General features: G+C 65.2%; 25 protein-coding genes and 2 tRNA genes. 15 read left to right on the top strand and 12 right to left on the bottom strand.

Annotated features, from left to right (window positions below):
- Positions 1 to 62: 62 nt before the first annotated feature.
- On the bottom strand, positions 63 to 242 hold the full coding sequence (locus K2O50_RS16930) for a hypothetical protein (RefSeq protein ID WP_050705211.1): 180 nt from the start codon (positions 240 to 242) through the stop codon (positions 63 to 65).
- A 204-nt stretch (positions 243 to 446) separates the two neighbouring features.
- Here K2O50_RS16930 and K2O50_RS16925 point away from each other — a divergent pair, with 204 nt between their 5' ends.
- On the top strand, positions 447 to 1139 hold the full coding sequence (locus K2O50_RS16925) for a peptidase C39 family protein (RefSeq protein WP_052896440.1): 693 nt from the start codon (positions 447 to 449) through the stop codon (positions 1137 to 1139).
- A 53-nt stretch (positions 1140 to 1192) separates the two neighbouring features.
- Here the strand turns inward: K2O50_RS16925 and K2O50_RS16920 are convergent, their stop codons facing one another.
- Positions 1193 to 2476, bottom strand: coding sequence for an FAD-binding oxidoreductase (locus K2O50_RS16920; RefSeq protein WP_050705213.1), 1284 nt, complete (start codon positions 2474 to 2476; stop codon positions 1193 to 1195).
- A gap of 202 nt (positions 2477 to 2678) precedes the next feature.
- Here K2O50_RS16920 and K2O50_RS16915 point away from each other — a divergent pair.
- Positions 2679 to 2755 (top strand) — tRNA-Val (locus tag K2O50_RS16915).
- Between the two features lie 301 nt (positions 2756 to 3056).
- Positions 3057 to 3133: transfer RNA gene (locus K2O50_RS16910), tRNA-Val, on the top strand.
- Positions 3134 to 3203: 70 nt separating this feature from the next.
- Here the strand turns inward: K2O50_RS16910 and K2O50_RS16905 are convergent.
- Complete coding sequence (locus tag K2O50_RS16905) at positions 3204 to 5261, bottom strand: hypothetical protein (RefSeq protein ID WP_050705214.1); 2058 nt, start codon at positions 5259 to 5261, stop codon at positions 3204 to 3206.
- Between the two features lie 158 nt (positions 5262 to 5419).
- Between K2O50_RS16905 and K2O50_RS16900 the strand changes: the two genes are divergently transcribed.
- On the top strand, positions 5420 to 5989 hold the full coding sequence (locus tag K2O50_RS16900) for an SPOR domain-containing protein (protein ID WP_050705215.1): 570 nt from the start codon (positions 5420 to 5422) through the stop codon (positions 5987 to 5989).
- A gap of 235 nt (positions 5990 to 6224) precedes the next feature.
- Positions 6225 to 6650, top strand: a complete 426-nt coding sequence (locus K2O50_RS16895) for a bifunctional (p)ppGpp synthetase/guanosine-3',5'-bis(diphosphate) 3'-pyrophosphohydrolase (RefSeq protein WP_050705216.1) — start codon at positions 6225 to 6227, stop codon at positions 6648 to 6650.
- 6 nt (positions 6651 to 6656) lie between these two features.
- Here K2O50_RS16895 and K2O50_RS16890 read toward each other — a convergent pair whose 3' ends face one another.
- The 3 genes from K2O50_RS16890 to K2O50_RS16880 form a co-directional block, all read right to left on the bottom strand.
- On the bottom strand, positions 6657 to 7346 hold the full coding sequence (locus K2O50_RS16890) for an endonuclease (RefSeq protein WP_050705217.1): 690 nt from the start codon (positions 7344 to 7346) through the stop codon (positions 6657 to 6659).
- A gap of 6 nt (positions 7347 to 7352) precedes the next feature.
- Positions 7353 to 7595, bottom strand: a complete 243-nt coding sequence (locus tag K2O50_RS16885) for a DUF1654 domain-containing protein (RefSeq protein ID WP_050705218.1) — start codon at positions 7593 to 7595, stop codon at positions 7353 to 7355.
- Between the two features lie 231 nt (positions 7596 to 7826).
- Entirely contained in the window at positions 7827 to 8915 is a 1089-nt protein-coding gene (locus tag K2O50_RS16880) for an asparaginase (RefSeq protein ID WP_050705237.1), read from the bottom strand.
- A 342-nt stretch (positions 8916 to 9257) separates the two neighbouring features.
- Between K2O50_RS16880 and K2O50_RS16875 the strand changes: the two genes are divergently transcribed.
- From K2O50_RS16875 to K2O50_RS16845, 7 genes are all read left to right on the top strand, one after another.
- Positions 9258 to 10205: a sugar ABC transporter substrate-binding protein gene (locus K2O50_RS16875; protein WP_050705219.1), complete on the top strand. Its 948-nt coding sequence runs from the start codon at positions 9258 to 9260 to the stop codon at positions 10203 to 10205.
- A 154-nt stretch (positions 10206 to 10359) separates the two neighbouring features.
- Positions 10360 to 11913 carry a sugar ABC transporter ATP-binding protein gene (locus K2O50_RS16870; protein ID WP_050705220.1) on the top strand — a complete coding sequence of 518 codons (1554 nt, stop codon included), beginning with the start codon at positions 10360 to 10362 and terminating at the stop codon, positions 11911 to 11913.
- Positions 11910 to 12902: an ABC transporter permease gene (locus tag K2O50_RS16865; protein ID WP_050705221.1), complete on the top strand. Its 993-nt coding sequence runs from the start codon at positions 11910 to 11912 to the stop codon at positions 12900 to 12902. Before K2O50_RS16870 ends, K2O50_RS16865 begins: the two co-directional genes overlap by 4 nt.
- Positions 12903 to 12906: 4 nt before the next feature.
- Positions 12907 to 13932: a LacI family DNA-binding transcriptional regulator gene (locus K2O50_RS16860; RefSeq protein WP_050705222.1), complete on the top strand. Its 1026-nt coding sequence runs from the start codon at positions 12907 to 12909 to the stop codon at positions 13930 to 13932.
- Between the two features lie 9 nt (positions 13933 to 13941).
- Entirely contained in the window at positions 13942 to 14850 is a 909-nt protein-coding gene (rbsK, locus tag K2O50_RS16855; protein WP_050705223.1) for a ribokinase, read from the top strand.
- Positions 14847 to 15251 (top strand): D-ribose pyranase, encoded by a 405-nt coding sequence (gene rbsD / locus K2O50_RS16850; RefSeq protein ID WP_050705224.1) that lies wholly within the window; start codon positions 14847 to 14849, stop codon positions 15249 to 15251. Before rbsK ends, rbsD begins: the two co-directional genes overlap by 4 nt.
- A gap of 146 nt (positions 15252 to 15397) precedes the next feature.
- Complete coding sequence (locus K2O50_RS16845; RefSeq protein ID WP_050705225.1) at positions 15398 to 16408, top strand: nucleoside hydrolase; 1011 nt, start codon at positions 15398 to 15400, stop codon at positions 16406 to 16408.
- On the opposite strand, the gene K2O50_RS16840 is transcribed toward K2O50_RS16845, so the two are convergent.
- Entirely contained in the window at positions 16380 to 16592 is a 213-nt protein-coding gene (locus K2O50_RS16840; RefSeq protein ID WP_050705226.1) for a hypothetical protein, read from the bottom strand. The genes K2O50_RS16845 and K2O50_RS16840 overlap by 29 nt on opposite strands.
- Positions 16593 to 16880: 288 nt before the next feature.
- On the opposite strand from K2O50_RS16840, the gene K2O50_RS16835 reads away from it, so the two are divergent.
- Positions 16881 to 17201 (top strand): I78 family peptidase inhibitor, encoded by a 321-nt coding sequence (locus tag K2O50_RS16835; protein ID WP_050705227.1) that lies wholly within the window; start codon positions 16881 to 16883, stop codon positions 17199 to 17201.
- 174 nt (positions 17202 to 17375) lie between these two features.
- On the opposite strand, the gene nhaB is transcribed toward K2O50_RS16835, so the two are convergent.
- The gene (gene nhaB, locus K2O50_RS16830) at positions 17376 to 18878 is read right to left on the bottom strand and encodes a sodium/proton antiporter NhaB (protein ID WP_050705228.1); all 1503 of its coding nucleotides are present in this window, start codon (positions 18876 to 18878) and stop codon (positions 17376 to 17378) included.
- Between the two features lie 151 nt (positions 18879 to 19029).
- Here nhaB and K2O50_RS16825 point away from each other — a divergent pair, with 151 nt between their 5' ends.
- Both K2O50_RS16825 and nudC read left to right on the top strand, forming a co-directional pair.
- The gene (locus tag K2O50_RS16825) at positions 19030 to 19842 is read left to right on the top strand and encodes a crotonase/enoyl-CoA hydratase family protein (RefSeq protein WP_028692407.1); all 813 of its coding nucleotides are present in this window, start codon (positions 19030 to 19032) and stop codon (positions 19840 to 19842) included.
- Between the two features lie 36 nt (positions 19843 to 19878).
- Complete coding sequence (nudC, locus tag K2O50_RS16820; protein WP_050705229.1) at positions 19879 to 20709, top strand: NAD(+) diphosphatase; 831 nt, start codon at positions 19879 to 19881, stop codon at positions 20707 to 20709.
- An 851-nt stretch (positions 20710 to 21560) separates the two neighbouring features.
- Here nudC and K2O50_RS16815 read toward each other — a convergent pair.
- From K2O50_RS16815 to K2O50_RS16800, 4 genes are all read right to left on the bottom strand, one after another.
- Positions 21561 to 22334: a TSUP family transporter gene (locus tag K2O50_RS16815; RefSeq protein ID WP_050705230.1), complete on the bottom strand. Its 774-nt coding sequence runs from the start codon at positions 22332 to 22334 to the stop codon at positions 21561 to 21563.
- Positions 22335 to 22661: 327 nt separating this feature from the next.
- Entirely contained in the window at positions 22662 to 24014 is a 1353-nt protein-coding gene (locus K2O50_RS16810; protein ID WP_050705231.1) for a glutamine synthetase family protein, read from the bottom strand.
- Between the two features lie 10 nt (positions 24015 to 24024).
- Positions 24025 to 24585 (bottom strand): helix-turn-helix domain-containing protein, encoded by a 561-nt coding sequence (locus K2O50_RS16805; RefSeq protein WP_050705232.1) that lies wholly within the window; start codon positions 24583 to 24585, stop codon positions 24025 to 24027.
- Positions 24578 to 25867, bottom strand: a complete 1290-nt coding sequence (locus tag K2O50_RS16800) for an FAD-binding oxidoreductase (protein WP_050705233.1) — start codon at positions 25865 to 25867, stop codon at positions 24578 to 24580. The genes K2O50_RS16805 and K2O50_RS16800 overlap by 8 nt, the downstream gene beginning before the upstream one ends.
- Positions 25868 to 25962: the final 95 nt, after the last annotated feature.

Genomic DNA, 25962 nt, shown 5'->3' with positions numbered 1-25962 from the left:
CAAGAATTATTCCTGGCGTGGGAGCGGGCTTGCCCCGCGATGCTTTTCAGGAAGGTTTCAGGTCAATGCGCCCCGGCATGGCGTCGTGCACGACGCACCGGCTGGGCCTTGGCCACGGCCTGTGGGGGCAGATGGTGAGGGTGGGAATGCCGGCGCACGATGCGCAGCACCCCCCAGAGCATGGCCGCCGCGACGCTGAGCCACATGCCGACCAACACGAGAATTGCCATTGTCAGGCTCATGTGTGCCTCCTTCTCTCTGGCGAGCCGTGCTCGCCATCCAGACACAGCTTCAGTCTAGCCTGTCGCCTGTGACGTTCCATTGACTGAAGGTCTAGTCCTTGGGCCGTTTCGTTCCAAGCTCGTGCCGGGCTATACCCGCAGGCGTCGGCGTCCTATGATCGGCTTCTTGGCCGGGCGCTGCCTGCCTGGCCGCGGAACAAGCGAGTGTCCACGTTGCAAAAGCTCTCCAAGTTTCGGGCCCTGGGCCCACGTCGCCTGCTGGCCGCCTGCCTGGTGGCGGCGACCCTGTCCGGCTGCGCCGGCACGCCACCGGCCGCGCTCAAGGGCCTGCCGCAGCGGGTCGAGATCAGCAGCGTGCCGTTCTATCGCGGCAACGCCAACCACAGCGGCTCGATGGCCCTGGCCGCGGTGCTGTCGCAACAGGGCGCGCCGATCACCCCGGGCCTGCTCGACAAGGCGCTGGGCCTGCCCAAGGCCGCCGAATCGCTGGACACCGGCATCCCCCGGGTAGCCCGCGAGTACGGGCGGGTGGTCTACCCGCTGGACAAGCACCTGGACGCGCTGCTCGCGCAGGTGGCCGCCGGCTATCCGGTGCTGCTGCGTTATCAGGAAGGTTCGGCCTGGTGGAGCGAGCCGCGCTATGCAGTGCTGATCGGCTACGACCGCTACAAGCAGCGGGTGCTGCTGCGTTCGGGCATGCATCGGCGCCAGTTGATGGCCTTCGATGATTTCGAGTCGGCGTGGGCCAAGGAGGGCAACTGGGCGGTGCTGCTGCAGTCGCCACGGCAACTGCCGGCCCAGGTGGATCGCCAGCGCTGGTTGCAGGCGGCGGACGAGCTGGCCCGTGCGGGGCAGGAGATCGCGGCGAAGCAGGCGGTCACCAGCCTCGGGCATTGAGGGTTGGGACCGCTTTGCGGCCGGAAAGGGCCGCAAAGCGGCCCCGAACTGTCTTAGAAGCCCAGACGATCGCGCAGGCTGTAGTACCAGGCACCAATGGCGCTGAACGGCACGCGCAGCATCTGCCCACCCGGGAACGGGTAGTGCGGCAGGCCGGCGAACGCGTCGAAGCGCTCGGCCTGGCCGCGCAGGGCCTCGGCCAGCACCTTGCCCGCCAGGTGGGTGTAGGTTACGCCGTGACCCGAGCAACCCTGGGAGTAATAGATGTTGTCGCCGATACGACCGACCTGCGGCAGACGCGACAGGGTCAGCAGGAAGTTGCCGGTCCAGGCGTAGTCGATCTTGACGTTCTTCAGCTGCGGGAAGGCCTTGAGCATCTTCGGACGGATGATCGCCTCGATGTTCGCCGGGTCGCGCGCGCCGTACACCACGCCGCCACCGAAGATCAGGCGCTTGTCGCTGGTCAGGCGGTAGTAGTCGAGCAGGTAGTTGCAGTCCTCGACGCAGTAGTCCTGCGGCAGCAGGGTGCGCGCCAGCTCGTCGCCCAGTGGCTCGGTGGTGATCACCTGGGTGCCGCATGGCATCGACTTGGCCGCCAGTTCCGGCACCAGGTTGCCCAGGTAGGCGTTGCCGGCGACGATGATGAACTTGGCGCGGACCTTGCCCTGCGGGGTATGCACGACGGGGTTGGCGCCACGCTCGATGCGCACGGCCGGGGTCTGCTCATAGATGATGCCGCCCAGCGACTCGACCGCGGCGGCTTCACCCAGGGCCAGGTTCAGCGGGTGGATGTGGCCGCCGCTCATGTCGAGCATGCCGCCCAGGTAATTGTCGCAGGCCACCACTTCACGGATGCGCTTCTGGTCCATCAGCTCCAGCTGGGTGTGGCCGAAGCGTTCCCACAGGCGCTTCTGCGATTCCAGGTGGCCCATCTGCTTGCTGGTCAGCGCGGCGAACACGCCGCCGTCCTTCAGGTCGCACTGGATGTCGTACTTGGCCACGCGCTCACGGATGATGCGCCCGCCTTCGAAGGCCATCTGGCCCAGCAGTTGAGCCTGCTTGGGGCCGACGGTGCGTTCGATGACGTCGATGTCGCGGCTGTAGCTGTTGACGATCTGGCCGCCGTTGCGGCCCGAAGCACCGAAGCCGACCTTGGCGGCCTCGACGATGCTCACCTTGAAGCCGTTCTCCAGCAGGAACAGGGCGCTGGACAGGCCGGTGTAGCCGGCACCGATGATGCACACATCGGTTTCCACCTCACCCTGCAGCGCCGGACGTGGCGGCACCGGGTTGGCCGAGGCGGCGTAGTAGGACTGGGGGTAGGGGGTGTTAGCCATGCTCGAGGAACCTCGTGTTTTATATTTTTAACGAATGTACCGATGCTATCAATAATAATAAACACCCGCTAGTCGTCCGGTGAAAATCCTTTACGCCCCCCTGAAACCTGGCCTTTCTATAAATAGTTTAAGTTTCAGTAGCTTAGCGTGAAAAAAAGTGTTGACAGGGTATCTGGATCGCGTAGAATGCGCCCCACACGACAGGCACATAGCTCAGTTGGTTAGAGCACCACCTTGACATGGTGGGGGTCGTTGGTTCGAGTCCAATTGTGCCTACCAAATCAGAAGAGGGCGATCCGCAAGGATCGCCCTTTTTGCATTCTGGCGCTCTACAGCCATACGCGGTCCCTGTAGGAGCGGCCTTGCGCCGCGAAAGGGCTGCAAAGCAGCCCCGCGATCCTTGCTCCTGGCACAAATTGCCGGGCCCGCTGCGCGGCCCTTTCGCGGCACAAGGCCGCTCCTACAGGGGGTTGCATCTACTGGCAGAGCTCGCATTAAGCAGTTTCGCAAAGTTTTTGATTTTTTTGAAAAAAACGCTTTACAGGTACGCATTCGATCACTAATATGCGCACCACACTACAGGCACATAGCTCAGTTGGTTAGAGCACCACCTTGACATGGTGGGGGTCGTTGGTTCGAGTCCAATTGTGCCTACCAAATCAGAAGAGGGCGATCCGCAAGGATCGCCCTTTTTGTTTTGCGCAGGAAAAGATGCCCCGGTGCGGCCTCAGCGCTTGCTGCTGTGGCGTCGCACCAGTGCACCGTCATCGCACGCATGTGCCAACGGCAGCAACCAGTCCAGCATCTGCTGGCGTTCATTGGCCAGCAAAGGGCTGTCCGGTCCCTCGAACTGAGCGCCCAGGGCCTTCAGCGCATATTCGACCACTGTATTGTTGACGACGGTTTGTGACGTCTCGATGTGCTGGTGGATCGATGTCACCAACGCTGCGTGATCGTCTGTCGGTTCGAGGCTCAGCGACCGGGCAAGGTACCTGGGCAGCCCTCGCTTGTAGCCTGCCATCATGGCGACTGCGCGGTACAGGTTGACGACATCCTGCTTGTCGATGTGCCCTGCCGAGCGGCTTGCATAGTAGCGCTCGAGTCGGTTGATGGCGTGCGGCAGGTCCGTCTGCCAGCTGCCTTGTTCTACCAGTGCCTGTTCGCGCACATCCTCGATCGTCAGCAGATAATCCAGATAGCCTGCGAAGTTCCGAGCCTCCCTGGCGTAGCGCAATCGGCGCCAGCGTGAGCCGAATTCGCGCTCCCAGGTCCAGCGCCTGACCTCGGGCAGCAGTTCCTGGTCGAGCCAGTCCAGGGTGTCCTGGCAGGGCCACCAGCCTCTGGCCGACGGTTCGCGTTCGCTGAGGTCGTGGGGCGTCCACAGCAGGTCCAGCCAATCGCTGGAAAACGCGTCGGTCGACGTGCGGGTGGTGATCAGCGCGTGGTATCCGCTGTCGTGACGGTCGGTTGCCTGTGGGTGGAAGGGCTTGAGCATGCTCGGGTGGGCGTCGAACATGTGCCAGGGGCTTGTGCCTGAGGCATAGTCATGCGCCTCGCAGAAGCGGGCGATGTAGCTCCAGGCGCGCTTGCGCAGCGAGCCGATCTTCACCCGGTGCGAGCCGCCGTAGGCAACAAACGGAAATCCGCTGGCGGACAGGCTGCGCTCCAGTGTCTGCAAGGTGTCGCGCATCACCACCGTGAGCGCGTCGGCGACATCGGCGAGTGCCTGGACCACGGGTTCTTCGAGTATCAGGCGGCTGTTGGGCAGGTCGATCAGGTAACGGTCCTTGTCGCCTGGCATCAGCCCGACGATGAACGGGCGCGACTGGCTGTCCAGTGGCGCGCCGCTGGCAAACAGAAATCGCTCGAGCAGCCATTCGTGGCTGACGGTGATGGTCACCCCGCGCAGGTCGTGCTGGTGGAAGTCGAAGGCGGCGGTAGCGCGGGACGAGGTCAGGTCCGGCAGGAACACGCTTAGCGAAAACCAGGGCCCGCGGTAGTACCAATGGCGGCCGTGATGGCCGATGCGGGTAAAGGCGTCGGGGCTGCAGGCGCTATCGGGCGCATGCCTGGCGTCGGCCAGGTGGTCGCTCAGCCTGCCGGGGCGTTCGATGAATGCCCTGGCTTTGCGTGCCACGTAGGGGCGTGGGTCGAAGATGGATTTGGCAACCAGCTCGGAGAACCCCACGCGTTCCATCCACAGGTTGCCGAACGTCTCGATATGCGCGCCCGGGAAGAACTTCGACAGCACGTCGGGGTGAAGCTGCAGTTTCTGCGTCAGGTCATGGGCGGTCCACAGCTGCCCCTCTATGCCTGCCGCTTTCAGTCGCTGTTTCTCATCGATCCAGCGATTGGCCAGTGTGCCGATCTCGCGCTGCGCGAGGATCAGGGTGAACGAGCGCGTGAGCGAAGGCCAGGGGCCATTCAGGAAAGTATCGATGGCGCCTGTCAGCTCGGTGCCGGTGAAGTCCTTCCAGGCCTTGCATTCGAAGACGTTGAGCCGCTCGGGGCTTTCTTCGTCATGGGCGAACAGGTCGATGCCGCCTTGCCGGGTGCCGCTTTTACCGAGGCGTTGGCAGCCGCCAAGCGGTTGTTCCTTGCTCAGCAGCCACCAGCACAGCTGTTCGAAGGATTCCGCCGGCATCGCGAAATCAAGCACGAAGGTCGTGCGCGGGTAGATACGCGTGTCGGGGGTGATGCTGGCTTCGGCCTGCAGGTGCGTGGGCCACTCCTGCGGCAGTTCGGGTGTGCTGGCAGGGGTGGCTGTGGCGTTTGAAGGTTCCAACCTGAGGTCCTTGTGTCGCTGTCTGTCCATTGTGGCGCGGCGACATCTTCGGCCAGGTCGATGGCCGCAGGCAACAGACAAAGCCTGCGACAGATGTGCCATGAGTGGATGTTCCCGGCCATGCTAGAATTCGCCCCTTCGAATCTGGAGGTAAAGGCGTGCGCAAACTGGCGGTGGTAATGGCGGTGTTGGCCCTGGCGGGCTGTAACAACGAGGTCGAAGGCGTGCACAAGCAGGTGGCCGAACACCTGAACAACCCCAAGACGGCCAAGTTCGCCAACGTGCGCTTCGACACCCAGGGCTCTATCTGCGGCCAGGTGCGCGGCAAGGACGACGCCGGGCAGTACGAGGCCTATCGCAGTTACGTGGCGATCAAGCATGACGGCCAGTACGAGATCCTCATCGACGAGACCGGCAACAATCTGCGCATCCGCGAAGTCTGCGGTGGTGCCGACCTGCAGCGCCGCGCCGAGGCGCTGGCCGAGCAGCCGGCACCGGAGGGTTGGGACGTCGAGGTTATCCAGGGGCCGAATATGGGCGCCCTGACCGACATGACTGCCCGCCTGATCGAGAAGGGCATTCCTTCGTGGGTCGAATACCGCGACGGCAAGCCGGTGGTGCTGATGGGCCCGTTCCCGGCCAAGGCCGAGGCCGATGCGCGCAAGGCCGAGGTGATGGCCAAGCTGGGCACCGACTCGATCGTCATCCAGCACGGCGTCAAGCGCTGATCGCTGAAGGGGATCAAGCTCGCTGGGCTGTAACCTTGTGGGAGCGGGCTTGGCCCGCGATCACCGGCGAAGCCGGTGCCATACAGCCTATCGCGGGGCAAGCCCGCTCCCACGCTATTCCAGCTAGATCGGAGTGCTTGTCCCGCGATGGCGTCAGTACAGGCGCAGTTGCTTCCCGGCCAGTCCGTGCAGCAGCTATGCTGTCTACTGCGGGGGTTGAGTGGGGAGGCGGCTCATGGCGACGCTGGAGCGGGCCATTGCGATGGCCATCAAGGCGCATGAAGGGCAGTTCGACAAAGGCGGTGCGGCGTACATCCTCCACCCGTTGCGGGTGATGGAGCGGGTGATCACCCCGGAGCAGCGCATCGTCGCGGTACTGCACGACGTGCTGGAAGACACCCCGCTCACCCTGTCCGACCTCGCCCGCGAAGGTTTCCCGCTGAAGATCCTCGCCGCACTGCTGGCGCTGAGCCGTCGCGAAGGCGAGAGCTACGAGGCCTTCGTCATCCGCCTGGGTGTCGACCCCCTGGCGCGCCAGGTCAAGCTCGCCGACCTGGCCGACAACAGCGATCTTTCACGCATCCCTTGCCCGGGCCCTGCCGACCTGGCCCGGCTGTGCCGTTACCAGCAGGCCAGCGCCTACCTGCAGGCGCTGGTCTGACCCTGTTCAGCCACAAGCCTTGAGGTTGACCGGCCCGACGAACTCGTTGCCGCGCCCCATCACGCACGCCACCTGCTGGTTGCGCTGCAGCTCCCAGGCCTGCGGCGGGTAGGTCTTGTTCCAGGCCTCGAACAGCTGGCGGTCCTGCCTGGACAGCCTCAGGTCATACTGCTTGCTCATATAGAAGTAGGTGCGCGCGATCATCCCGCGGATCGACGGGCGCGGCATGACCTTCTTGGCCTTGAAGTCGACCTGGGTCAGGCAGCTGCCGTACTGGCCGTGCTGCTCGGGCAGCCAGCCGAAGCTGAAGTTGCTGCGGTCGCCGTTGACCTCGCCGATGCTCGGCACCAGGTTGTGCAGGTCGGCCTCGGCGCGCTGGTAGACCTTGTCGTGGCGCGTGCAGTTCTTGCGCCCGCCGTCTTGCCAGCACTGGCGCTGGTGGCCGATCTGCCAGGCCGGGACGATGTGCTCCCATTCGATGCGCGAGGCGCGGTTGAGGTTCTTGCGCGGCGCGTAGCCGCAGGAGGCCAGGTCGACCTTGTTGCCCTTGTACTTGCAGCCGCAATAAAACTCCGTGGACTGCGGCGCGTACAGCTTCCAGGCGACCTTCTTGGCCTCCTGGAAGGTGCGCGGGGCGTCGGCGTGGGCGAGGGGGGCAAGCAGCAGCAGGCAGGCAGCGAAAAGCGAAACTCTCATGCGCGGTCAGTCTTCCTTCGGCACGGTCCAGAAAATCTGCACGCCGCCATCGTCGCGGTGGGCGAGGGTGACGTTGTCGTTCTCGGCGATTTCCTCGAGCAGGGTTGCCCAGTCGTCGGGCGACTCGTGCTCCAGGCGGAAGATCAAGGCGGCGCGGCTGCGCTGGGCGGTGGGGCTGTTGATGATTTTCTGGATGCGCTGACCCAGGAGTTCATAAGGGCTTGGCGACGCGGAGGCGGGTTTGGCCACGGGGCTGTTCCTTGTTTTGCTGTATGCGCATACAGTATTTCACTGTAAGCCGTTTCGCAACAGCAGGTAGGATGAAAGCCGTATAAGACCGTGGTAGAGGGATTGGTTCCTTGATTATTGGCCCTTTCGCGGGTAAACCCGCTCCCACAGGATTTGTGCTGGACCTGTGGGAGCGGGTTTACCCGCGAAGAGGCCGGTGCAGGCAGCACACCGGCTGGTTTCAGGCGCCGATCAATATTCCCAGAAGATCCGCTGCAGCTCCTTGCTGTCCTGGGTCTTGGTCATCGCGACCATGGCCAGGATCCGCGCCTTCTGCGGGTTCAGGTCGTGGGCCACGACCCAGTCGTTCTTGTCGTCAGGCTGTTCGGCGTTGCGCAGCACGAAGCCGCCCTGGTTGACGTGGGACGAACGGATGATCTGCACGCCTTCCTTGCGCAGCTCCTGCAGCGCCGGCACCACCCGCGACGACACCGAACCGTTGCCGGTGCCGGCGTGGATGATCGCCTTGGCGCCACCCTGGGCCAGCGCCTTGTAGGCGGTGTCGGTCACGTTGCCGTAGCCGTAGGCGATGTCCACGGCCGGCAGCTTGCTGATGGTCTTGATGTCGAACTCGGAGTTGACGGTGTGACGCTTGGCCGGCAGGCGGAAGAAGTACGACTTGCCTTCCACGACCATGCCCAGCGGGCCCCACTGGCTCTTGAAGGCTTCGGTCTTGATGTTGACCGCCTTGCTCACGTCGCGACCGGACTGGATCTCGTCGTTCATGGTCACCAGCACGCCCTTGCCGCGGGCATCCTTGCTGCTGGCCACGGCCACGGCGTTGTACAGGTTGAGCATGCCGTCGGCGGACATCGCGGTGCCCGGACGCATCGAACCGACCACGATGATCGGCTTGTCGGTCTTCTCCACCAGGTTGAGGAAGTAGGCGGTTTCTTCCAGGGTGTCGGTGCCGTGGGTGATGACGATGCCATCGACGTCCTTGCTGTCGGCCAGTTCGGCGACGCGCTTGCCCAGCTTGAGCAGGTCGTCGTTGCCGATGCTTTCCGAGGCGACCTGCATCACCTGCTCGCCGCGCACGTTGGCCAGGTCCTTCAGCTCCGGCACGCCGGCGATCAGCTTGTCGATGCCTACCTTGGCCGCCTGGTAGGTGGCGCTGTTGGCGGCACTGGCGCCGGCGCCGGCGATGGTGCCGCCGGTGGCGAGGATCACCACGTTGGCGAGTTTCTGTTGTTGCGCGGCTTCCTTGGCGGAAACGGTGGTTGGCAGTACCAGCAGCAGCGCCAGGGCGCTCGGTGCGAAGGTCTTGATAGCGGTTTTCATCATTTCTGCTTCTCTCTTCCTGGAGGAGATGTGCGTTATGTCGCACTGGGGTAAAGGCAGATTTCGTACCAGCAACTACCGTTCGTCGTATTTCATCTTGAAACCCCTGTTTTGACTGGGGGTACTCGAAGCGACCAGAAGGTCAGAGGTGGGTGCGCGTGTTCGGCTGACCGAATTTTTGCTGGAAAGGTGTTCGGTTTTTCGGACGAATTGCGGATAATCCGACGCGCGTAGTCCTAGCTCCCTACGCAATGGATTTGACAAAACCGGCGCCTGTTTCCATAGTTGGTTACCGCAAACGTTTGCGATCCGATAAAAACCACAAGATTCGGAGTCATTTCCATGAAACTGCCGTTCCCCGGCCGTCCGCTGGCCCTCGCCGTTTTCTCGTCGCTGCTGTTCTCCCTGTCCACTGCCCACGCCGAGGAAGCGCCCAAGGTCGCCCTGGTGATGAAATCCCTCGCCAACGAGTTCTTCCGCACCATGGAAGACGGCGCCAAGGCCTACCAGAAAGGCCACCCCGACGATTTCACCCTGGTGGCCAACGGCATCAAGGACGAGACCGACACCGGCAACCAGATCCGCATCGTCGAGCAGATGATCGCCACCGGCGCCAAGGCCCTGGTCATCGCCCCGGCCGACTCCAAGGCGCTGGTACCGGTGATCAAGAAGGCCATGGACGCCGGCATCACCGTGATCAACATCGACAACCGCCTCGACCCCGCCGTACTCAAGAGCAAGGGCATCAGCGTGCCGTTCGTGGGCCCGGACAACCGCAAGGGCGCGCGCCTGGTCGGCGACTACCTGGCCCAGCAGAAGCTCAAGGCCGGTGATCAGGTCGGCATCATCGAAGGCGTGCCGACCACCACCAACGCCCAGCAGCGCACCGCTGGCTTCAAGGACGCCATGGAAGCCGCGCAGATGAAGATCGTCTCGGTGCAGTCGGGTAATTGGGAAATCGACAAGGGCAACGCCGTGGCCGCCTCGATGCTCAACGAATACCCCGACCTGAAGGCGCTGCTGGCCGGCAACGACAGCATGGCCCTGGGTGCCGTCTCGGCCGTGCGCGCCGCCGGCAAGACCGGCCAGGTGCAGGTGGTCGGCTACGACAACATCAATGCCATCAAGCCGATGCTCAAGGATGGTCGCGTGCTCGCCACCCTCGACCAGGCGGCCAGCCAGCAGGCGGTGTTCGGCATCCAGGCGGCATTGAAGATGCTCAAGGGCGAGAAGCCAGGCGTGGATGCCGACAATGTCATCCAGACGCCGGTCGAGCTGATTACCCAGTGAAGTGATATCGCGGGGGCGTGGGAGCGGGCTTGCCCCGCGATGGCGTCGGAAGATGCAACAAGGGTATCTGCCCTGACGCTATCGCGGGGCAAGCCCGCTCCCACGAAAGCCCGCCTTATAAACGCGTCATGCTTCGTCCTAGGAGAGAATGGCCATGTCAGTATCGGCCAATGAAACCGTGCTAGCCGTCAGCGGCCTGGGCAAGACCTACGCCCAGCCCGTGCTCGGCGACGTCACCCTCGAGCTGCGCGGCGGTGAGGTGCTGGCCCTGACCGGCGAGAACGGCGCGGGCAAGTCGACCCTGTCCAAGCTGATCAGCGGCCTGGAGATCCCCACCACCGGACAGATGCGCTTTCGCGGCCAGCCCTACAGCCCCGGCAACCGCGCCGAGGCCGAGCGTCTTGGCGTGCGCATGGTTATGCAGGAGCTCAACCTGCTGCCCACCCTGACCGTGGCCGAAAACCTGTTCCTCGACAACCTGCCCAGCCGCCTCGGCTGGGTCAACCAGAAGCGCCTGCGCCAGCTGGCCAGCGCGGCCATGGCCCAGGTCGGCCTGGATGCCATCGACCCGGACACTCCCGTGGGCGAGCTCGGCATCGGCCACCAGCAGATGGTCGAGATCGCCCGCAACCTGATCGGCGACTGCCATGTGCTGATCTTCGACGAACCCACGGCCATGCTCACCGCCCGCGAGGTGGAGCTGCTGTTCACCCAGATCGAGCGCCTGCGCCAGCGCGGCGTGGCCATCGTCTATATTTCCCACCGCCTCGAAGAGCTGCAGCGCGTGGCCCAGCGCATCGCCGTGCTGCGCGACGGCAAGCTGGTGTGCGCCGAGCCGATCCAGCGCTATAACAGCGAGCAACTGGTCAACCTGATGGTCGGCCGCGAGCTGGGCGAGCATATCGACCTCGGCCAGCGCAGCATTGGCGCGCCGCTGCTCAGGGTCGACAAGCTCAGCCGTGGCGACAAGGTGCGCGAAGTGTCGTTCGAGGTCAGGGCAGGGGAGATCTTCGGCATCTCCGGACTGATCGGCGCCGGACGCACCGAGCTGCTGCGCCTGATCTACGGCGCCGACCGCGCCGACAGCGGCCAGGTCGCCCTCGGCCAGCCGCCGCTGCCGGTGACCATCGATTCGCCCAAGGCCGCGGTCAAGGCCGGCATTGCCCTGATCACCGAGGACCGCAAGGGCGAAGGCCTGCTGCTGACCCAGTCGATCAGCGCCAACATTGCCCTGGGCAACCTCGGCGCCGTGTCTAGCGCCGGCGTGCTCGACCGCGACGCTGAGCGCGAACTGGCCGAGCGCCAGATCGGCGCCATGCGCATCCGCAGCGCCAGCCCCGCCCAAGCCGTGGGCGAGCTGTCCGGCGGCAACCAGCAGAAGGTGGTGATTGGCCGATGGCTGGAGCGCGACTGCCAGGTGCTGCTGTTCGACGAGCCCACCCGTGGCATCGATGTCGGCGCCAAGTTCGACATCTATGGCCTGCTCGCCGAGCTTGCCCGTCAGGGCAAGGCCATCGTCGTGGTGTCCAGCGACCTGCGCGAGCTGATGCTGATCTGCGACCGCATCGCCGTGCTCAGCGCCGGGCGCCTGATCGACACCTTCGACCGCGATCATTGGACCCAGGACCAACTGCTTGCCGCCGCCTTCGCCGGCTACCAGAAACGTGATGCCCTGCTGCACGACGCAGCCCCCAGGATGGACGCATGAAAACCACAACAAACACCTCGGGCGCCGCGCCCGTGCGCCGCAGCGGCACCTATTTCGGCCTGGCCACCTACCTGGGCCTGGCCGGCGCCTTGCTAGCGATGATCGTGCTGTTCTCGATGCTGAGCAGCCACTTCCTGTCCTACGCCACCTTCAGCACCCTGGCCAACCAGATCCCCGACCTGATGGTGCTGGCGGTGGGCATGACCTTCATCCTGATCATCGGTGGCATCGACCTGTCGGTGGGCTCGGTGCTGGCCCTGGCTGCCTCGACGGTCAGCGTGGCGATCCTCGGCTGGGGCTGGGGCGTGCTGCCCGCCGCGCTGCTGGGCATGGCCGTGGCGGCGCTGGCCGGCACCGTCACCGGCAGCATCACCGTGGCCTGGCGCATCCCTTCGTTCATCGTCTCGCTGGGCGTGCTGGAGATGGCCCGGGGCCTGGCCTACCAGTTCACCGACTCGCGCACCGCCTACATCGGCGACGCCTTCGCCTGGTTCTCCAACCCCATCGCCTTCGGCATCTCGCCGGCCTTCATCATCGCCTTGCTGGTGATCGTCGCCGCCCAGCTGGTGCTGACCCGAACCGTGTTCGGCCGCTACCTGATCGGCATCGGCACCAACGAAGAGGCCGTGCGCCTGGCCGGCATCGACCCGCGCCCTTACAAGATCCTGGTGTTCGCCCTGATGGGCGTGCTCGCCGGCCTCGCCGCGCTGTTCCAGATCTCGCGCCTGGAGGCTGCCGACCCCAACGCCGGCTCCGGCCTCGAGCTGCAGGTGATCGCCGCCGTGGTGATTGGCGGCACCAGCCTGATGGGCGGGCGTGGCTCGGTCATCAGCACCTTCTTCGGCGTGCTGATCATCTCGGTGCTGGCCGCCGGCCTGGCCCAGATCGGCGCCTCCGAGCCGACCAAACGCATCATCACCGGGGCGGTGATCGTCATCGCCGTGGTACTCGACACTTACCGCAGCCGGCGTGCGAACCGGCGGAACTGAAACCATGGCAACCATCAAAGACGTCGCGGCACTGGCGGGGATTTCCTACACCACCGTGTCCCATGTACTGAACAAGACCCGCCCGGTCAGCGAGCACGTGCGCCTGAAGGTCGAGGCGGCGATCGCCGAGCTCGACTACGTGCCCAGCGCCGTGGCGCGCTCGCTCAAGGCCCGCAGCACCGCCACCATCGGCCTGCTGGTGCCCAACAGCGTCAACCCGTACTTCGCCGAGCTGGCCCGGGGCATCGAGGACGCTTGCGAGCGCAACGGCTACTGCGTGATCCTGTGCAATTCCGACGACAACCCGCAGAAGCAGCGCAGCTACCTGCGCGTGCTGCTGGAGAAACGCATCGACGGGCTGATCGTCGCCTCGGTGGGCGAGGACCAGGACCTGCTCGACAGCCTCAGCGGCGTGCGCACGCCGATGGTCATCGTCGACCGCGCCCTGGACGGCGTCGAGGCCGACCTGGTGCGCATCGACCACGAGCAGGGCGCCTACCTGGCCACCCGCCACCTGCTGGAGCTGGGCCACCGCGAGATTGCCACCATCGGCGGCCCGGTGGACACCGGTGTCAGCCAGCTGCGCCTGGCCGGTTTCCGTCGGGCGATGGCCGAGGCCGATGTGCGCATCGCCCCTGGCCATGTGCTGCACAGCGACTTCACCAGCCCCGGTGGGCATGCCGCTGCGGCGCGCCTGCTCGACGGGGAGCGGCCCACGGCGATCTTCGCCGGCAACGACATGATCGGTTTCGGTGTGTTGCGCGCCGCCGCCGAGCGCAATATCGACGTGCCCGGCGAGCTGTCGGTGATCGGCTTTGACGATATCGAGCTGAGCCGCTACGTGTACCCGGCGCTGACCACGGTTGGCCAGTCGATCCGCGAGCTGGGCGAGAGCGCCGCCGGCCTGTTGCTTTCGCGCATCGTCACGCCGCGGCGCGACGGCGCCGCCGAGCAGCGCATCGTCGCCCCGCGCATCGTCTTGCGTGAATCCACCGGGCCGCGCCCGGACCTGTTCAACGATTACCGTTAAGGAATACCCATGGATGCCAAGGTGGTGGTGGTCGGCAGCCTCAACATGGACCTGGTGGCCCGCGCCCAGCGCCTGCCCCGGGGCGGCGAGACGCTGACCGGTGACAGTTTCTTCACCGCGCCCGGCGGCAAGGGCGCCAACCAGGCCGTGGCCGTGGCCCGGCTGGGTGCCAGCGTGGCGATGGTCGGCAACGTCGGTGACGATGCCTATGGCCAGCAGCTGCGCCAGGCGCTAAAGCGCGAGGGCGTCGATTGCCAGGGCGTGAGCCTGTGCGAGGGCGTGTCCAGCGGCGTGGCGCTGATCGTGGTGGATGCCGCCAGCCAGAACGCCATTGTCGTCATTCCCGGCGGCAACGGCCTGCTCGGGCCCGAGTCGGTGAGCCGCTTCGACCACCTGTTGCAGGGCGCCGAGGTGATCATCTGCCAGCTTGAGGTGCCCACGGCCACGGTGGCCTGGACCCTGGCCCGTGGCCGCGAACTGGGCAAGACCGTGATCCTCAACCCGGCGCCGGCCAGCGGGCCGCTGCCGGCGGAGTGGTATGCCTATATCGACTACCTGATCCCCAACGAGAGCGAGGCCGAGGCCCTGGCCGGGGTCCAGGTCGACGACCAGGACAGCGCCCGCCGGGCGGCCGAACGCCTGCGCCAGCTCGGCGCGGGCAAGGTAATCGTCACCCTGGGCGGTGATGGCGCGCTGTTGGTCGATGCCGCTGGCAGCCGGCACTTCCCGGCGCCACGGGTGCAGCCGGTGGACACCACGGCGGCTGGCGACACCTTCGTCGGCGGCTTTGCCGCGGGCCTGGCACGCGGCCTGCCCGAGGACGAGGCGATCGGCTTCGGCCAGCGCGCCGCCGCGTTGTCGGTGACCCGTGTCGGCGCGCAACCGTCGATCCCTTACCTGAAGGAGCTGGCGCCATGAAGAAGACGCCACTGTTGAATATCGCCCTGTCGCGCACCATCGCCGGGCTGGGCCATGGCGACATCCTGGTGATCGGTGATGCGGGTTTGCCGGTGCCGCCGGGTGTGGAGCTGATCGACCTGGCGCTGACGCCGGGCATCCCGGATTTTGCCAGTGTGCTGCGCGTGGTGCTGAGCGAGATGCAGGTCGAGCGGCATGTGCTGGCCGAGGAGGTGTTCCAGGCTTTGCCGCCAGGGTTGGCCGAGGTCGAGCGGCTGCATGCCGGCGGCGAACTGGGCCAGCGCCAGGTGCTCAGTCATGCTGATTTCAAGACCCTGTGTCGCCAGGCCCGGGCCGTGGTGCGTACGGGGGAGTGCAAGCCCTATAGCAATATTGCCCTGGTGGCTGGCGTTACCTTTTAGACCGAATGCGAGGGCCTTGCCCTCGATCGCGGCGCAAGGCCGCTCCTACAGAGGGGCAACCCGGTTCGTGTAGGAGCGGCCTTGTGCCGCGAAAGGGCCGCAAAGCGGCCCCCTTGAATCCATCCCCTAGCAACAAGGAGTGCTGAATGTCCCTCAAATCCCTGCTCCAAGGAGCCGTCCTCATGTCCGCGCTAGCCGCCACCGCCGTCATGGCCGCGCCCCGCGACCTGATCATCGACACCGACCCCGGGGCCGACGACGTGGTGGCCCTGCTGCTGGCCATGGCCTCGCCCGAGGAGCTGAAGATCCGCGCCATCACCACCGTGGCCGGCAACGTGCGCCTGGAAAAGACCTCGCGCAACGCCCGCCTGGCCCGTGAATGGGCAGGCCGCGAAGAAATCCCGGTATATGCCGGGGCAGGGCGGCCGATGGTGCGCACGCCGATCTACGCCGCCAACGTCCACGGCGAGGAAGGCCTGACCGGCGTCAAGGTCCACGAGCCGAAAAAGCCCCTGGCCAATGGCAACGCCGTGCAATACCTGATCGATACCCTGGGCGCCGCCGAGCCCCACAGCATCACCGTGGCCATGCTCGGCCCGCAGACCAACCTGGCCCTGGCACTGATCCAGAAGCCCGAGATCGTCAACGGCATCAAGGAAGTGGTGGTGATGGGCGGCGCCCACTTCAACGGCGGCAACATCACCCCGGCCGCCGAGTTCAACCTGTTCGCCGACCCGCACGCCGCCGAAGTGGTGCTGGCCAGCGGCGTCAAGCTGACCTACCTGCCGCTGGACGTGACCCACAAGGTGCTCACCAGCGACGCCCGCCTCAAGCAGCTGGCGGCGGTGAACAACATTGCCAGCAAGCTGGTGGTGGACATCCTCAACGCCTACATCAAGTTCGACATGGACAACTACGGCATGCCCGGCGGCCCGGTGCACGACGCCAGCGTCATCGCCTACCTGCTCAAGCCCGAGCTGTTCAAGGGCCGCCAGGTACACATGGTAGTCGACAGCCGTGAAGGCCCGACCTTCGGCCAGACCATCGCCGACTGGTACGGCGTGCTCAAGCAACCGGCCAACGTGATGTGGATCGAGGAGGGTGACGCCCAGGGCTTCTTCGACCTGCTCAGCGCCCGCCTGGCTCGATTGAAATAGCCTCGTGCGGCGCGTGGCGCTCGAGCACCTGCTCGATGAAGCTGCGTGCCGCTTCTCCGCCGCGGTCGCGCACCAGCAGGTCGACGGCGATCAGCATCAGCTCTTCGGGCGTGCTCGGACTGTAGGCGCTCTGGCCTTCGTCCCACTTGACCTTGATATCGGCGTCGATGCTGTGGCTGCTCATGGGGCGGTTCTCGCTGGGGCCTGGGTGATAGGTCGAATACCGCGTCCTGGCGTTCGAAGGGGAGGCGTTTCGCGCTCCGCTTCTTGCAGTAAATCATGCCTTTGCGTGAGGGGACCTGCGACTTAAGCATAAGGGGCGCGGTTGGCCGAACCGACGGTTCGGTGCAAAATCCGGTCACGATTGCCTTTCGCGTCAAGTGGCCGAGTCAGGCAGAATCGTGCGGCTGTGCAACAAATGCCTGGAGGAATTGTCGCATCAGGCAGTTCCCGGATTTATTTAGGAGGATTCATGTTCCGTACCCGCGCTTTCCTGGCGACCTTGCTGGTGGCTTCCGTTCTGGCAGGTTGCAGCACTGGTGGCTCCTCGGGCGGCAGCAGTGCCCAGGCCACCCCGGCCGGCAATGACGGCCGCTGCGAAGCCAGTGGCGCCGACTTCACCATTGGCAAGCTGGCCTCGCCAGAGCTGATGGAGCAGGCGAAGAAGGCCAGTGGCTCGCAGATGGCGCGCATCCTCAAGCCTCACGACATGATCACCCTGGAATACCGTTCCGAGCGGTTGAACCTGAATGTCGACGACAAGGGTGTGGTTACCCGCGTCAACTGCGGCTGATCCAGGCCGCTCCTACAGTGGTGCCGGGGGATCCTGGCAGCCAATAAAAAAACGCCACAAGTGGCGGTTTTTTTGCAGCTATCCGAAAGTTAGTCCGGACGAACCTGTCGATGACAAGGGTAGGGTTGCCTATGCCAACTGCGGCTGATCCTGCGCCTCTCCCTGTAGGAACGGCTACAGCCAGTAGGTCACCGCCCACCAGCCCAGGCCACCCATGACCACGGTGTAGGGCAAGGCCATCCACACCATCCGTCCATAGGACAGTCGCACCAGTGGCGCGATTGCCGAGGTCAGCAGGAACAGGAAGGCCGCCTGGCCATTGGGTGTGGCCACGCTGGGCAGGTTGGTGCCGGTGTTGATCGCCACCGCCAGGGTCTCGAAGTGCTCGCGGCTCATCGCGCCATTGACGAACGCCTGCTTGACCTCGGTGATGTAGATGGTGGCGACGAACACGTTGTCGCTGATCGCCGACAGCAGGCCGTTGGCCAGGTACAGCATGCCCGGCTGCTGCTCGCTGGGCAGGGCCAGTACCCAGGCGATCAGCGGGCTGAACAGCTGCTGCTGGTGGATCACCGCGACCACGGCGAAGAACACCACCAGCAACGCGGTGAACGGCATGGCATCCTGGAACGCGCGGCCCAGGCGGTGCTCGTCGGTGATGCCGGTGAAGGCGGTGATCAGCACGATGACCATCAGGCCGATCAGGCCGACCTCGGCAATGTGCAGACCCAGGCAGACGATCAGGATCAGGGCGGCCAGGCCTTGCACCACCAGGGCGATGCGTTGGGCCGGAGTGCGCGCGGCGTCGTCCTCGGCGGCGTAGGCGGCCAGTACCTGGCGCACGCGTTCGGGCATCAGCGTGCCGTAGCCGAACAGGCGCAGCTTCTCCAGCAGCACACAGGTCACCAGGCCCGCCGCCAGCACCGGCATCGACACCGGCGCGACCTTGAGGAAGAAGTCGGCGAAGTGCCAACCCATTTCATGGCCGATCAGCAGGTTCTGCGGCTCGCCCACCAGGGTGCACACGCCGCCCAGCGCCGTGCCCACCGCGCCGTGCATCAGCAGGCTGCGCAGGAAGGCACGGAACTGGTCGAGGTCGTCGCGGTGCAACTGTTCGACCTGGTGGTCGCTGTCCAGCGCCGACTCCTCCCGTGGGTTGGTGCCCGAGGCGACCCGGTGGTACACCGCATAGAAGCCCACCGCGGCGCTGATGATCACCGCGGTCACGGTCAGGGCGTCGAGGAACGCCGAGAGAAACGCCGAGAGCACGCAGAACAGCAGGCTCAGTATCGCCTTGGAGCGCACCCCCAGCAGGATCCGCGAGAATAAATACAGCAGCAGCTCCTTCATGAAGTGAATGCCGGCGACCATGAACATCAGCAGCAGGATTACCGGGAAGTTGTGCTGCAGCTCTTCGTACAGGGCCTCGGGCGTGGTCATGCGTAGCAGCAGTGCCTCGACCAGCAGCAGGCCGCCGGGCATCAGCGGGTAGCACTTGAGTGCCATCCCCAAGGTAAAGATGAACTGGATCACCAGCACCCAGCCGGTGACCACCGGGCCAAGGGTTGCCAGCAGCAACGGGTTGAGGACCAGGAACAGGCAGATGACGGCCTTGTACCAACGCGGCGACTGGCCCAGGAAGCCGTGGGCGAGGGCGCCGGTCAGGGAACGGGACATGAATTTGTATCCTTTTGATTCAGCAGTGGCGCAAGGTGCCGCATCGCGCCTCGGGGTGCAAGTCATCCAGTCCGGCTTTTGGCACATGTGCAGCCTTGCGGGTGCGCTAAGATCCGGCGTTGTGAATCCTTTTCCCACAGGAGTGCCGCTCGTGACCGAATACACCGCGTTCAAGGTCGAACTGACCGACAACATCGCCCACGTGCAGATCAACCGCCCGGACAAGATCAACGCGATGAACGCCGCCTTCTGGGAAGAGCTGGTCGAGATCTTCCAGTGGATCGACGACACCGACGCGGTGCGCGTGGTGGTCATCAGCGGCGCCGGCAAGCACTTCTCCTCCGGCATCGACCTGACGATGCTGGCCACCCTGGCGCAGCAACTGGGCAAGGACGTCGGCCGCAACGCCCGGGTGATGCGCCGCACCATCCTGCGCCTGCAAGGCTCTTTCAACGCCGTGGACAACTGCCGCAAGCCGGTGCTGGCGGCGATCCAGGGCTACTGCATCGGCGGCGCCATCGATATGGTCTCGGCCTGCGACATGCGCTACTGCGCCGCTGACGCGCAGTTCTCGATCAAGGAGATCGACATGGGCATGGCCGCCGATGTCGGCACCCTGCAACGTTTGCCGCGTATCATCGGCGACGGCATCATGCGTGAGCTGGCCTACACTGGCCGCCGGGTCGACGCCCAGGAGGCGCTGCGCATCGGCCTGGTCAACCGCGTCTATGATGACCAGGCGGCACTGCTCGACGGGGTCTTTGCCATCGCCCGCGAGATTGCCGCAAAATCGCCGATCGCCGTGGCCGGCACCAAGGAGATGATCAGCTACATGCGCGACCATCGCATCGACGATGGCCTGGAGTACATCGCCACCTGGAACGCCGCCATGCTGCAGTCCGAGGACCTGCGCGTGGCCATGGCCGCGCACATGAGCAAACAGCAACCGACGTTCGCCGACTGACAGGACAGTGGCGGGCGCCATCAAGGGACCCGAACCATGTCAGCACGCTGGACAACCGCAGTACTCGACCCGCAGATCACCGGGGGGCTGGCTGTCGCCCGCAGCCCGGAGGGGTTCCTGGTGGACGCCAACGGCGCGCTGTTCCCCCGCGACTGGCTCAAGCGCCAGGAGCTGGACGTGTTGTGCGAGCATGGCATCGGCCATTTTGACGGCCAGCCGGTGTTCCTGCTGGAGCTGCGCGGGGCCGGCGAGGTGCCGGGTTGCCACTGGCAGGGGCTGCGCCGGTTCATGCTCGAGGGCGACTTCGATACCTACAAAGTGCTTGGTTACGCTGCGCAGATCGGCACCTGGGCTCGGGAGCACCGTTTCTGTGGCAGTTGCGGGCAGGCCATGACGCAGATTCGCTGGGAGCGGGCGATGTACTGCCAGCCTTGCGACTTGCGCAGCTATCCGCGGATTTCACCGAGCATGATCGTGCTGATTACTCGCGGTGACGAGGTGCTTTTGGCCCGTTCGCCGCGTTTCGTTACCGGGGTCTACAGCACCCTGGCGGGCTTTGCGGAACCGGGGGAGTCGGCCGAGGACTGCCTGGTGCGCGAGGTGCGTGAAGAGGTGGCGGTGGAGGTCAGGAACATCCAGTACGTTGGCAGCCAGTGCTGGCCGTTTCCGCATTCGATGATGCTGGGGTTTCATGCCGAGTATGCTGGGGGGGAGATTGTCATGCAGGCGGATGAGATCGAGGATGCGCGGTGGTTCAATGTGCATGAGTTGCCGCCTTTGCCGGCGGGGCGGTCGATTGCTCGGTATTTGATTGATCTGTATGTTGCTCGGCGGTTGGGTCTTCCTGAGCCGGTTTTGTCTGCCTGAGTTGGGTTGGTTGGTTGGTTGGTTGGTTGGTTTTGGAAGTTGTATGCGCATTCATTTGTGATGTCGACGCTTATTCACCTTTCCGCCCTTACGGCGGGTTACTTTGGTCTTGGCCAAAGTAACCAAAGCCGTTGCGCTCCATTCATCCGGCCCTGCGCTTCGCTCCGGGTTCCCTCACTCCGGCCTTGCTCCCGGGAGGACCGCGCTGCAGGGCCCATCCTGGGCCCCAGCGCTTGACGGGCATCCATGCCCGTCACCTCCCTCCGCAAGACCTCCGTTCGGCCTCCTGAAGTCGCGAAGTTACGGGCGGCGCCTGGGCTGGCGCAGCTGTCGCTAGTTGGAGATTAATTAATCTCTCGATCGCATCGCGGGACAAGCCCGCTCCCACGCAGTAGTCGCCGTTATATAAAACCCTGTAGGAGCGGGCTTGCCCCGCGAAAGGGCCGGAACAGCAAATATATAAATAACTGTCAAACAACTAACTTCGCATCTCTTGCTCTTGCTCTTGCTTCTAAGTGCGCAATAGTCCAGGCGCCGCCAATTGCGACTTCAGGAGGCCGAGCGGAGTTCTTGCGGAGGGAGGTGACGGCCATGGATGGCCGTCAAGCGCTGCGCCCCAGGATGGGGCGTTCAGCGCGGTCCTCCCGGGAGCAAGAACGTAGCGAGGGGACCCCGGAGCGCAGCGTAGGGGCCGGATGAACGGAGCGGAACGGTTTTGCCTACTTTTCCCAAGAGAAAAGTAGGCCGCCGTAAAGGCGGAAAGGTGCCTAAATGTCGTTATCTTCTACGAATGCGCATACAAAAATCAAAACAATCGCCCCCAAGCCCAAGCCCAAGCCCAAGCCCGAACCCTACCCAAACCAATGCTGCCAAGCCAACCGCACAGTCAACGCCAACACTACAGCTATAAACACCGGCCGAATAAACCTGCTCCCCCCACTGATCGCCGTACGCGCCCCGAAGAACGCCCCGACCATCACCGACACCCCCATGCACAGCCCAACGATGTAATCCACCTGCCCGGAAATGATGAACACCGTCAACGCCGCAATGTTGCTGACGAAGTTCATGCTCCGCGCCACGCCACTGGCGCGAACCAGGTCAATGGGATAGAGCAGTAACGTGCTAACGGTCCAGAAGGCACCAGTGCCGGGCCCGGCGACGCCGTCATAGAAGCCCAGGGTGAAACCCTGCGGGAACTGCCACTTTTTCCTGATCGGCGCCTCGGCGTCCAAAGGCGCCTTGGGCGTGCCGCCGAACAGCAGGTAGACGCCACAGGCGAAGACGATCACCGGCAACATCTTGTTCAGCCATTCGGCGGGCATGTAGTGGGCCACCACTGCGCCGATCAGCGCGCCCACCAGCGTGCCGACGATCGCCAGGCGCCACTGCGCCGGATGGAACAGCTTGCGCCGGTAGTAGGTGATGCTGGCGGTGGCGGCGCCGAAGGTCGAGCTGAGCTTGTTGGTGCCCAGCACCAGGTGCGGCGGCATGCCGGCGGTGAGCAGCGCCGGAGTGGTCAGCAGGCCGCCGCCGCCGGCAATGGCGTCGATGAAGCCGGCGACGAAGGCGACCAAGGCGAGGATCAGCAGGGTGAGCGGTTCTACGGTGAGTTCGAAGGGCATGGGTGGCGTGCGCAGGCTGGAAGGCGGGGTGCGGCAAAAGGCCGCGCTAGAGGTTGTGCATGGTAATACCAGGCGATAGCGGGTGCCAGTGCCGACCTCATCGCGGGGCAAGCCCGCTCCCACGCCAGTGCCGGCCTCATCGCGGGGCAAGCCCGCTCCCACGCCAGTGCCGGCCTCATCGCGGGGCAAGCCCGCTCCCACGCCAGTGCCGGCCTCATCGCGGGGCAAGCCCGCTCCCACGCCAGTGCCGGCCTCGTTGCGGGGCAAGCGCACTCCCACGCCAGTTCGGGATCGTTGCGTGGGAGCGGGCTTGCCCCGCGATGGATGTCACAGGAACCAGCGATATTCCCGCGCACTGACCTCCTGCAGAAACGCCAGGTGGTCCTGGCGCTTGTTCTCGCAATAGACCATCACGAACTCCGCGCCCAGCCCTTCGTTGACGGCCGGATGCCCGCGCATGGCCGCCACCGCGCCGAGCATGTCCTTGGGGAAGTCGATCCCGCTGCCACGATCCTCGTTCAGCGGCGCGATCGGCTCCTGCGCGGCATCCAGCCCATGCTCCATACCGCAAAGTATCGCCGCCAGCACCAGGTATGGATTGGCATCCGCCCCGGCCAGCCGGTGCTCGATCCGCAGGTTGCGCGGATCCGACTCGGGAATGCGGATGCACGCGTCGCGGTCCTCGAAGCCCCAGCTCGCGCGGCTGGCGGCATTGACCATGGCGCCGTAGCGACGAAACGCGTTGTGGTTGGCGGCGAACACTGGCATGCAGTGCGGCAGCAGCGCCAGGCAGCCGGCCACGGCATGGCGCAGCGGGCGCTGGGCGTCGGCGGCGAGCAGGTTGTTGCCGGCCGGGTCGTAGAGGCTGACGTGCACATGCATGCCGCTACCCGGCGCATGCAGGTAGGGCTTGCTCATGAACGAGGCACGTAGCCCATGCTTGAGCGCCACGCCACGGGTGCTGCGACAGAACAGCGCCGCCCAGTCGGCGGCGCGCAGGCCGTCGTCGCAGTGAGCGAAATTGATCTCGAACTGGCCAGGGCCCAGCTCGGCGGTGATGACATTGGCGTCCACTCCTTGGGCGTTGGCGGTCTCGACCATCTCGCGCAACACATCGGAAAACCGCGACAGGCGCTCGATATGCATGTTCGGCTGGTCGTCGGCATCGCCACTGGCCGGGTCGCGGGGGAACTGCGGCAGGCCCTCTTTCAGCGCCCGATCGAACAGGTAGAACTCCAGTTCGAACGCCACCACCGGGCGGATGCCGCGACGCTCGAGACGCTGCAGGACGCGGGCCAGCACCTCGCGAGGCTCGAATTCGATGGGCGCCGCGGTGCCGTCCGAAGTGATCAGCATCTGCCCCAGCGGCTCGCGCTCCCAGGTCACCGGCTTCAGCGTACCGGGTACCAGGCGGCGCGGGGCATCCGGGTCGCCATCGTTGAAGCAGTAGTCGCCGATGGGGAACAGCCCACCCTGCACGCCGAGCAGCACGCAGTTCTGCGGCAACTTGAGCGGGCTGCCGGCGGCCACCTTTTCCAGCATGTCGATGGGGTAGCGCTTGCCGTAGAAGTGCCCGGGGATGTCCAGGCTGATCAGGTCGACGTAACGCACCTCGGGGTGTCGGGCGCGGAAGGCGCGTACTTCGCTGAGCAGATCGGGGAAGCCTGTTGTACTTGTCATTGGCATGCTCTCAACGGAAGACCCAGAGAACCCGGGTCGTTCGGGCGGTCAGGTTGGCGTAGCGGAACTGGCTGTGGGGCGGCAGCTGGAAGCTGTCGTTGGGGTACAGGGTGATGGCGTCCTCCTGGCCTTCGCGCCATAGGGTCAGTTCGCCCTCAAGGACGAAGCCACCCTGTTCCGAGCTGTCGTCCAGGTGCCCTTCGCCGCTGCTGGCGCCGGGCGCCAGGTGGCTTTCGAGCATGGCGAAGCGGCCGGTGAGGGTCGGCGAGACCAGCACGTCGGTGACGCCAGCGGCGTAGTACAGGGTGCGCCGCTCGCCGGGGCGGGTGACCCAGTCGAGCGCTCGGGGCGGCACGGCCTGGTAGAAGTAGGTGGTGGGAACCTGCAGCGCCTCGCTGATGGCGGTGAGGTCGGCCACCGTGGGACGCGAGAGACCGCGCTCGACCTGGGAGAGAAAGCCCAGCGAGCGCTTGACCCGCCCGGCCAGCTCGTCCAGGGTCAGCCCGCGGTGCTTGCGCAGGTCGCGCACCAGTCGCGCCAGGCCCTGGTTGTCGTCGATCGGCTCAGACATGGTCGCGCATCCTGTACCAGGCCTTGGCGGCCGCTTCCAACGGCGCGGCCAGCAGGTCGCCGCCAGGGAAGCGGCCATTGTCGATAGCCTGGTAAAGCGTGAGCAGGTCGTCGTCACCCAGAATCGCGTCACTGACGGCGCGTGCGCCAGCCAGGGTCGGCAGCACGCCGTGGCCAGAGAATCCTTGCAGCCAGTAGCGTTGGCCCTGACGGCCGATATCCGGGGTGCGCTGGATGCTGCAATCGATATGACCGCCCCAGGCATGTTCGATGGCCACGCCTCGCAACTGCGGGAACACCCGTTCCAGGTAGGGCCGGGTGGCGCTGGCGACGTTCTTGGGGATGCCACCCAGGTAGGTGCAGCCGCCACCGAACAGCAGGCGATGGTCGGGCGTCAGGCGGAAGTAGTCGGGAACGAACTGGTTGTCGATCACGCAGCTGTTGCGTGGCAGCAGTGAGGCGGCGAACTCGGCGTCCAGCGGCGCCGTGGCCACCTGGTAGGAGCCCACCGGCAGCAGGCGGCGCGACAGGGTGCGGTCGAGGCGGTCGATATAGGCATTGCAGGCCAGCACCAGTACGCGACTGCGCACTTCGCCCTGATCGGTGCGGGCGACGAAGCCGTTGGCGTGTTCGTGGTAGTCGAGCACCTGGCTTTGCTCGAAGATCCGCCCGCCGTTCGCCTCGATCACGCCGGCCAGGCCCTGGGCCAGCTTCAGTGGGTTGAGGTGGGCGCCATTGGGGTCGTACAGCGCGGCCTGGTAACGGGGGCTGTCGACCCACTCGGGCAGTTCGTCGCGGCCGATCAGGCGCAGGCAGTCGTAGTCGAACTTCTCCTGTGCTTCGCGTCGGGCCTCCTCCAGCAGTTTTACCCGGCGTGGCAACACGGCGGTCCACAGGCTGCCCAGGCGATAGTCGACGTCGAAACCATGGCGCTGAGGCAGTTCGCGCAGCTCGCGGGCGGCCCAGCACATGCTGTCCCACAGGCGTCGGCTGCGCTCCAGGCCCAGGGCTCGCTCCAGTGGGGGCATGTCACACGACCAGCCCAGCAGTGCCTGGCCACCGTTGCGGCCCGAGGCGGCCCAGGCCACCCGGCTGGCTTCCAGCAGGGTCACGCGCTGGCCGGCCAGGGCCAGGCGCAGGGCGGTGTGCAGTCCGCTGAAACCGGCACCGACGATCAGGATGTCGGTGTCGTGGGCGCCCTGCAGGGTGGGGCGCAGGGTGATGGTGGCGGGGTAGGTGCGGGCGTAGTAGCTGGCGACGTGCTGGGCGGATTGCTTGAACATGCCGGGGCCTCGTGAAATTTCTTCTGATTATTTTCATGAAAAAATAGCAGAGGATTTTCATATCGCCAGTAGATGGCGCCATCGCGGGGCAAGCC

This window comes from Pseudomonas sp. 2hn (genome assembly GCF_019646095.1).
GTDB lineage: Bacteria > Pseudomonadota > Gammaproteobacteria > Pseudomonadales > Pseudomonadaceae > Aquipseudomonas > Aquipseudomonas peradeniyensis.
The sequence above is the reverse complement of the archived record's forward strand: the minus strand, read 5'-3'. Positions and strand labels throughout refer to the sequence as shown.

Coding starts and splice junctions, on each gene's coding strand:
- K2O50_RS16930 (WP_050705211.1), bottom strand. CDS start 242: ATGAGCCTGACAATGGCAATTCTCGTGTTGGTCGGCATGTGGCTCAGC.
- K2O50_RS16920 (WP_050705213.1), bottom strand. CDS start 2,476: ATGGCTAACACCCCCTACCCCCAGTCCTACTACGCCGCCTCGGCCAAC.
- K2O50_RS16895 (WP_050705216.1), top strand. CDS start 6,225: ATGGCGACGCTGGAGCGGGCCATTGCGATGGCCATCAAGGCGCATGAA.
- K2O50_RS16890 (WP_050705217.1), bottom strand. CDS start 7,346: ATGAGAGTTTCGCTTTTCGCTGCCTGCCTGCTGCTGCTTGCCCCCCTC.
- K2O50_RS16880 (WP_050705237.1), bottom strand. CDS start 8,915: ATGAAAACCGCTATCAAGACCTTCGCACCGAGCGCCCTGGCGCTGCTG.
- K2O50_RS16875 (WP_050705219.1), top strand. CDS start 9,258: ATGAAACTGCCGTTCCCCGGCCGTCCGCTGGCCCTCGCCGTTTTCTCG.
- K2O50_RS16870 (WP_050705220.1), top strand. CDS start 10,360: ATGTCAGTATCGGCCAATGAAACCGTGCTAGCCGTCAGCGGCCTGGGC.
- K2O50_RS16865 (WP_050705221.1), top strand. CDS start 11,910: ATGAAAACCACAACAAACACCTCGGGCGCCGCGCCCGTGCGCCGCAGC.
- K2O50_RS16860 (WP_050705222.1), top strand. CDS start 12,907: ATGGCAACCATCAAAGACGTCGCGGCACTGGCGGGGATTTCCTACACC.
- rbsK (WP_050705223.1), top strand. CDS start 13,942: ATGGATGCCAAGGTGGTGGTGGTCGGCAGCCTCAACATGGACCTGGTG.
- rbsD (WP_050705224.1), top strand. CDS start 14,847: ATGAAGAAGACGCCACTGTTGAATATCGCCCTGTCGCGCACCATCGCC.
- K2O50_RS16845 (WP_050705225.1), top strand. CDS start 15,398: ATGTCCCTCAAATCCCTGCTCCAAGGAGCCGTCCTCATGTCCGCGCTA.
- K2O50_RS16840 (WP_050705226.1), bottom strand. CDS start 16,592: ATGAGCAGCCACAGCATCGACGCCGATATCAAGGTCAAGTGGGACGAA.
- K2O50_RS16835 (WP_050705227.1), top strand. CDS start 16,881: ATGTTCCGTACCCGCGCTTTCCTGGCGACCTTGCTGGTGGCTTCCGTT.
- nhaB (WP_050705228.1), bottom strand. CDS start 18,878: ATGTCCCGTTCCCTGACCGGCGCCCTCGCCCACGGCTTCCTGGGCCAG.
- nudC (WP_050705229.1), top strand. CDS start 19,879: ATGTCAGCACGCTGGACAACCGCAGTACTCGACCCGCAGATCACCGGG.
- K2O50_RS16815 (WP_050705230.1), bottom strand. CDS start 22,334: ATGCCCTTCGAACTCACCGTAGAACCGCTCACCCTGCTGATCCTCGCC.
- K2O50_RS16810 (WP_050705231.1), bottom strand. CDS start 24,014: ATGACAAGTACAACAGGCTTCCCCGATCTGCTCAGCGAAGTACGCGCC.
- K2O50_RS16805 (WP_050705232.1), bottom strand. CDS start 24,585: ATGTCTGAGCCGATCGACGACAACCAGGGCCTGGCGCGACTGGTGCGC.
- K2O50_RS16800 (WP_050705233.1), bottom strand. CDS start 25,867: ATGTTCAAGCAATCCGCCCAGCACGTCGCCAGCTACTACGCCCGCACC.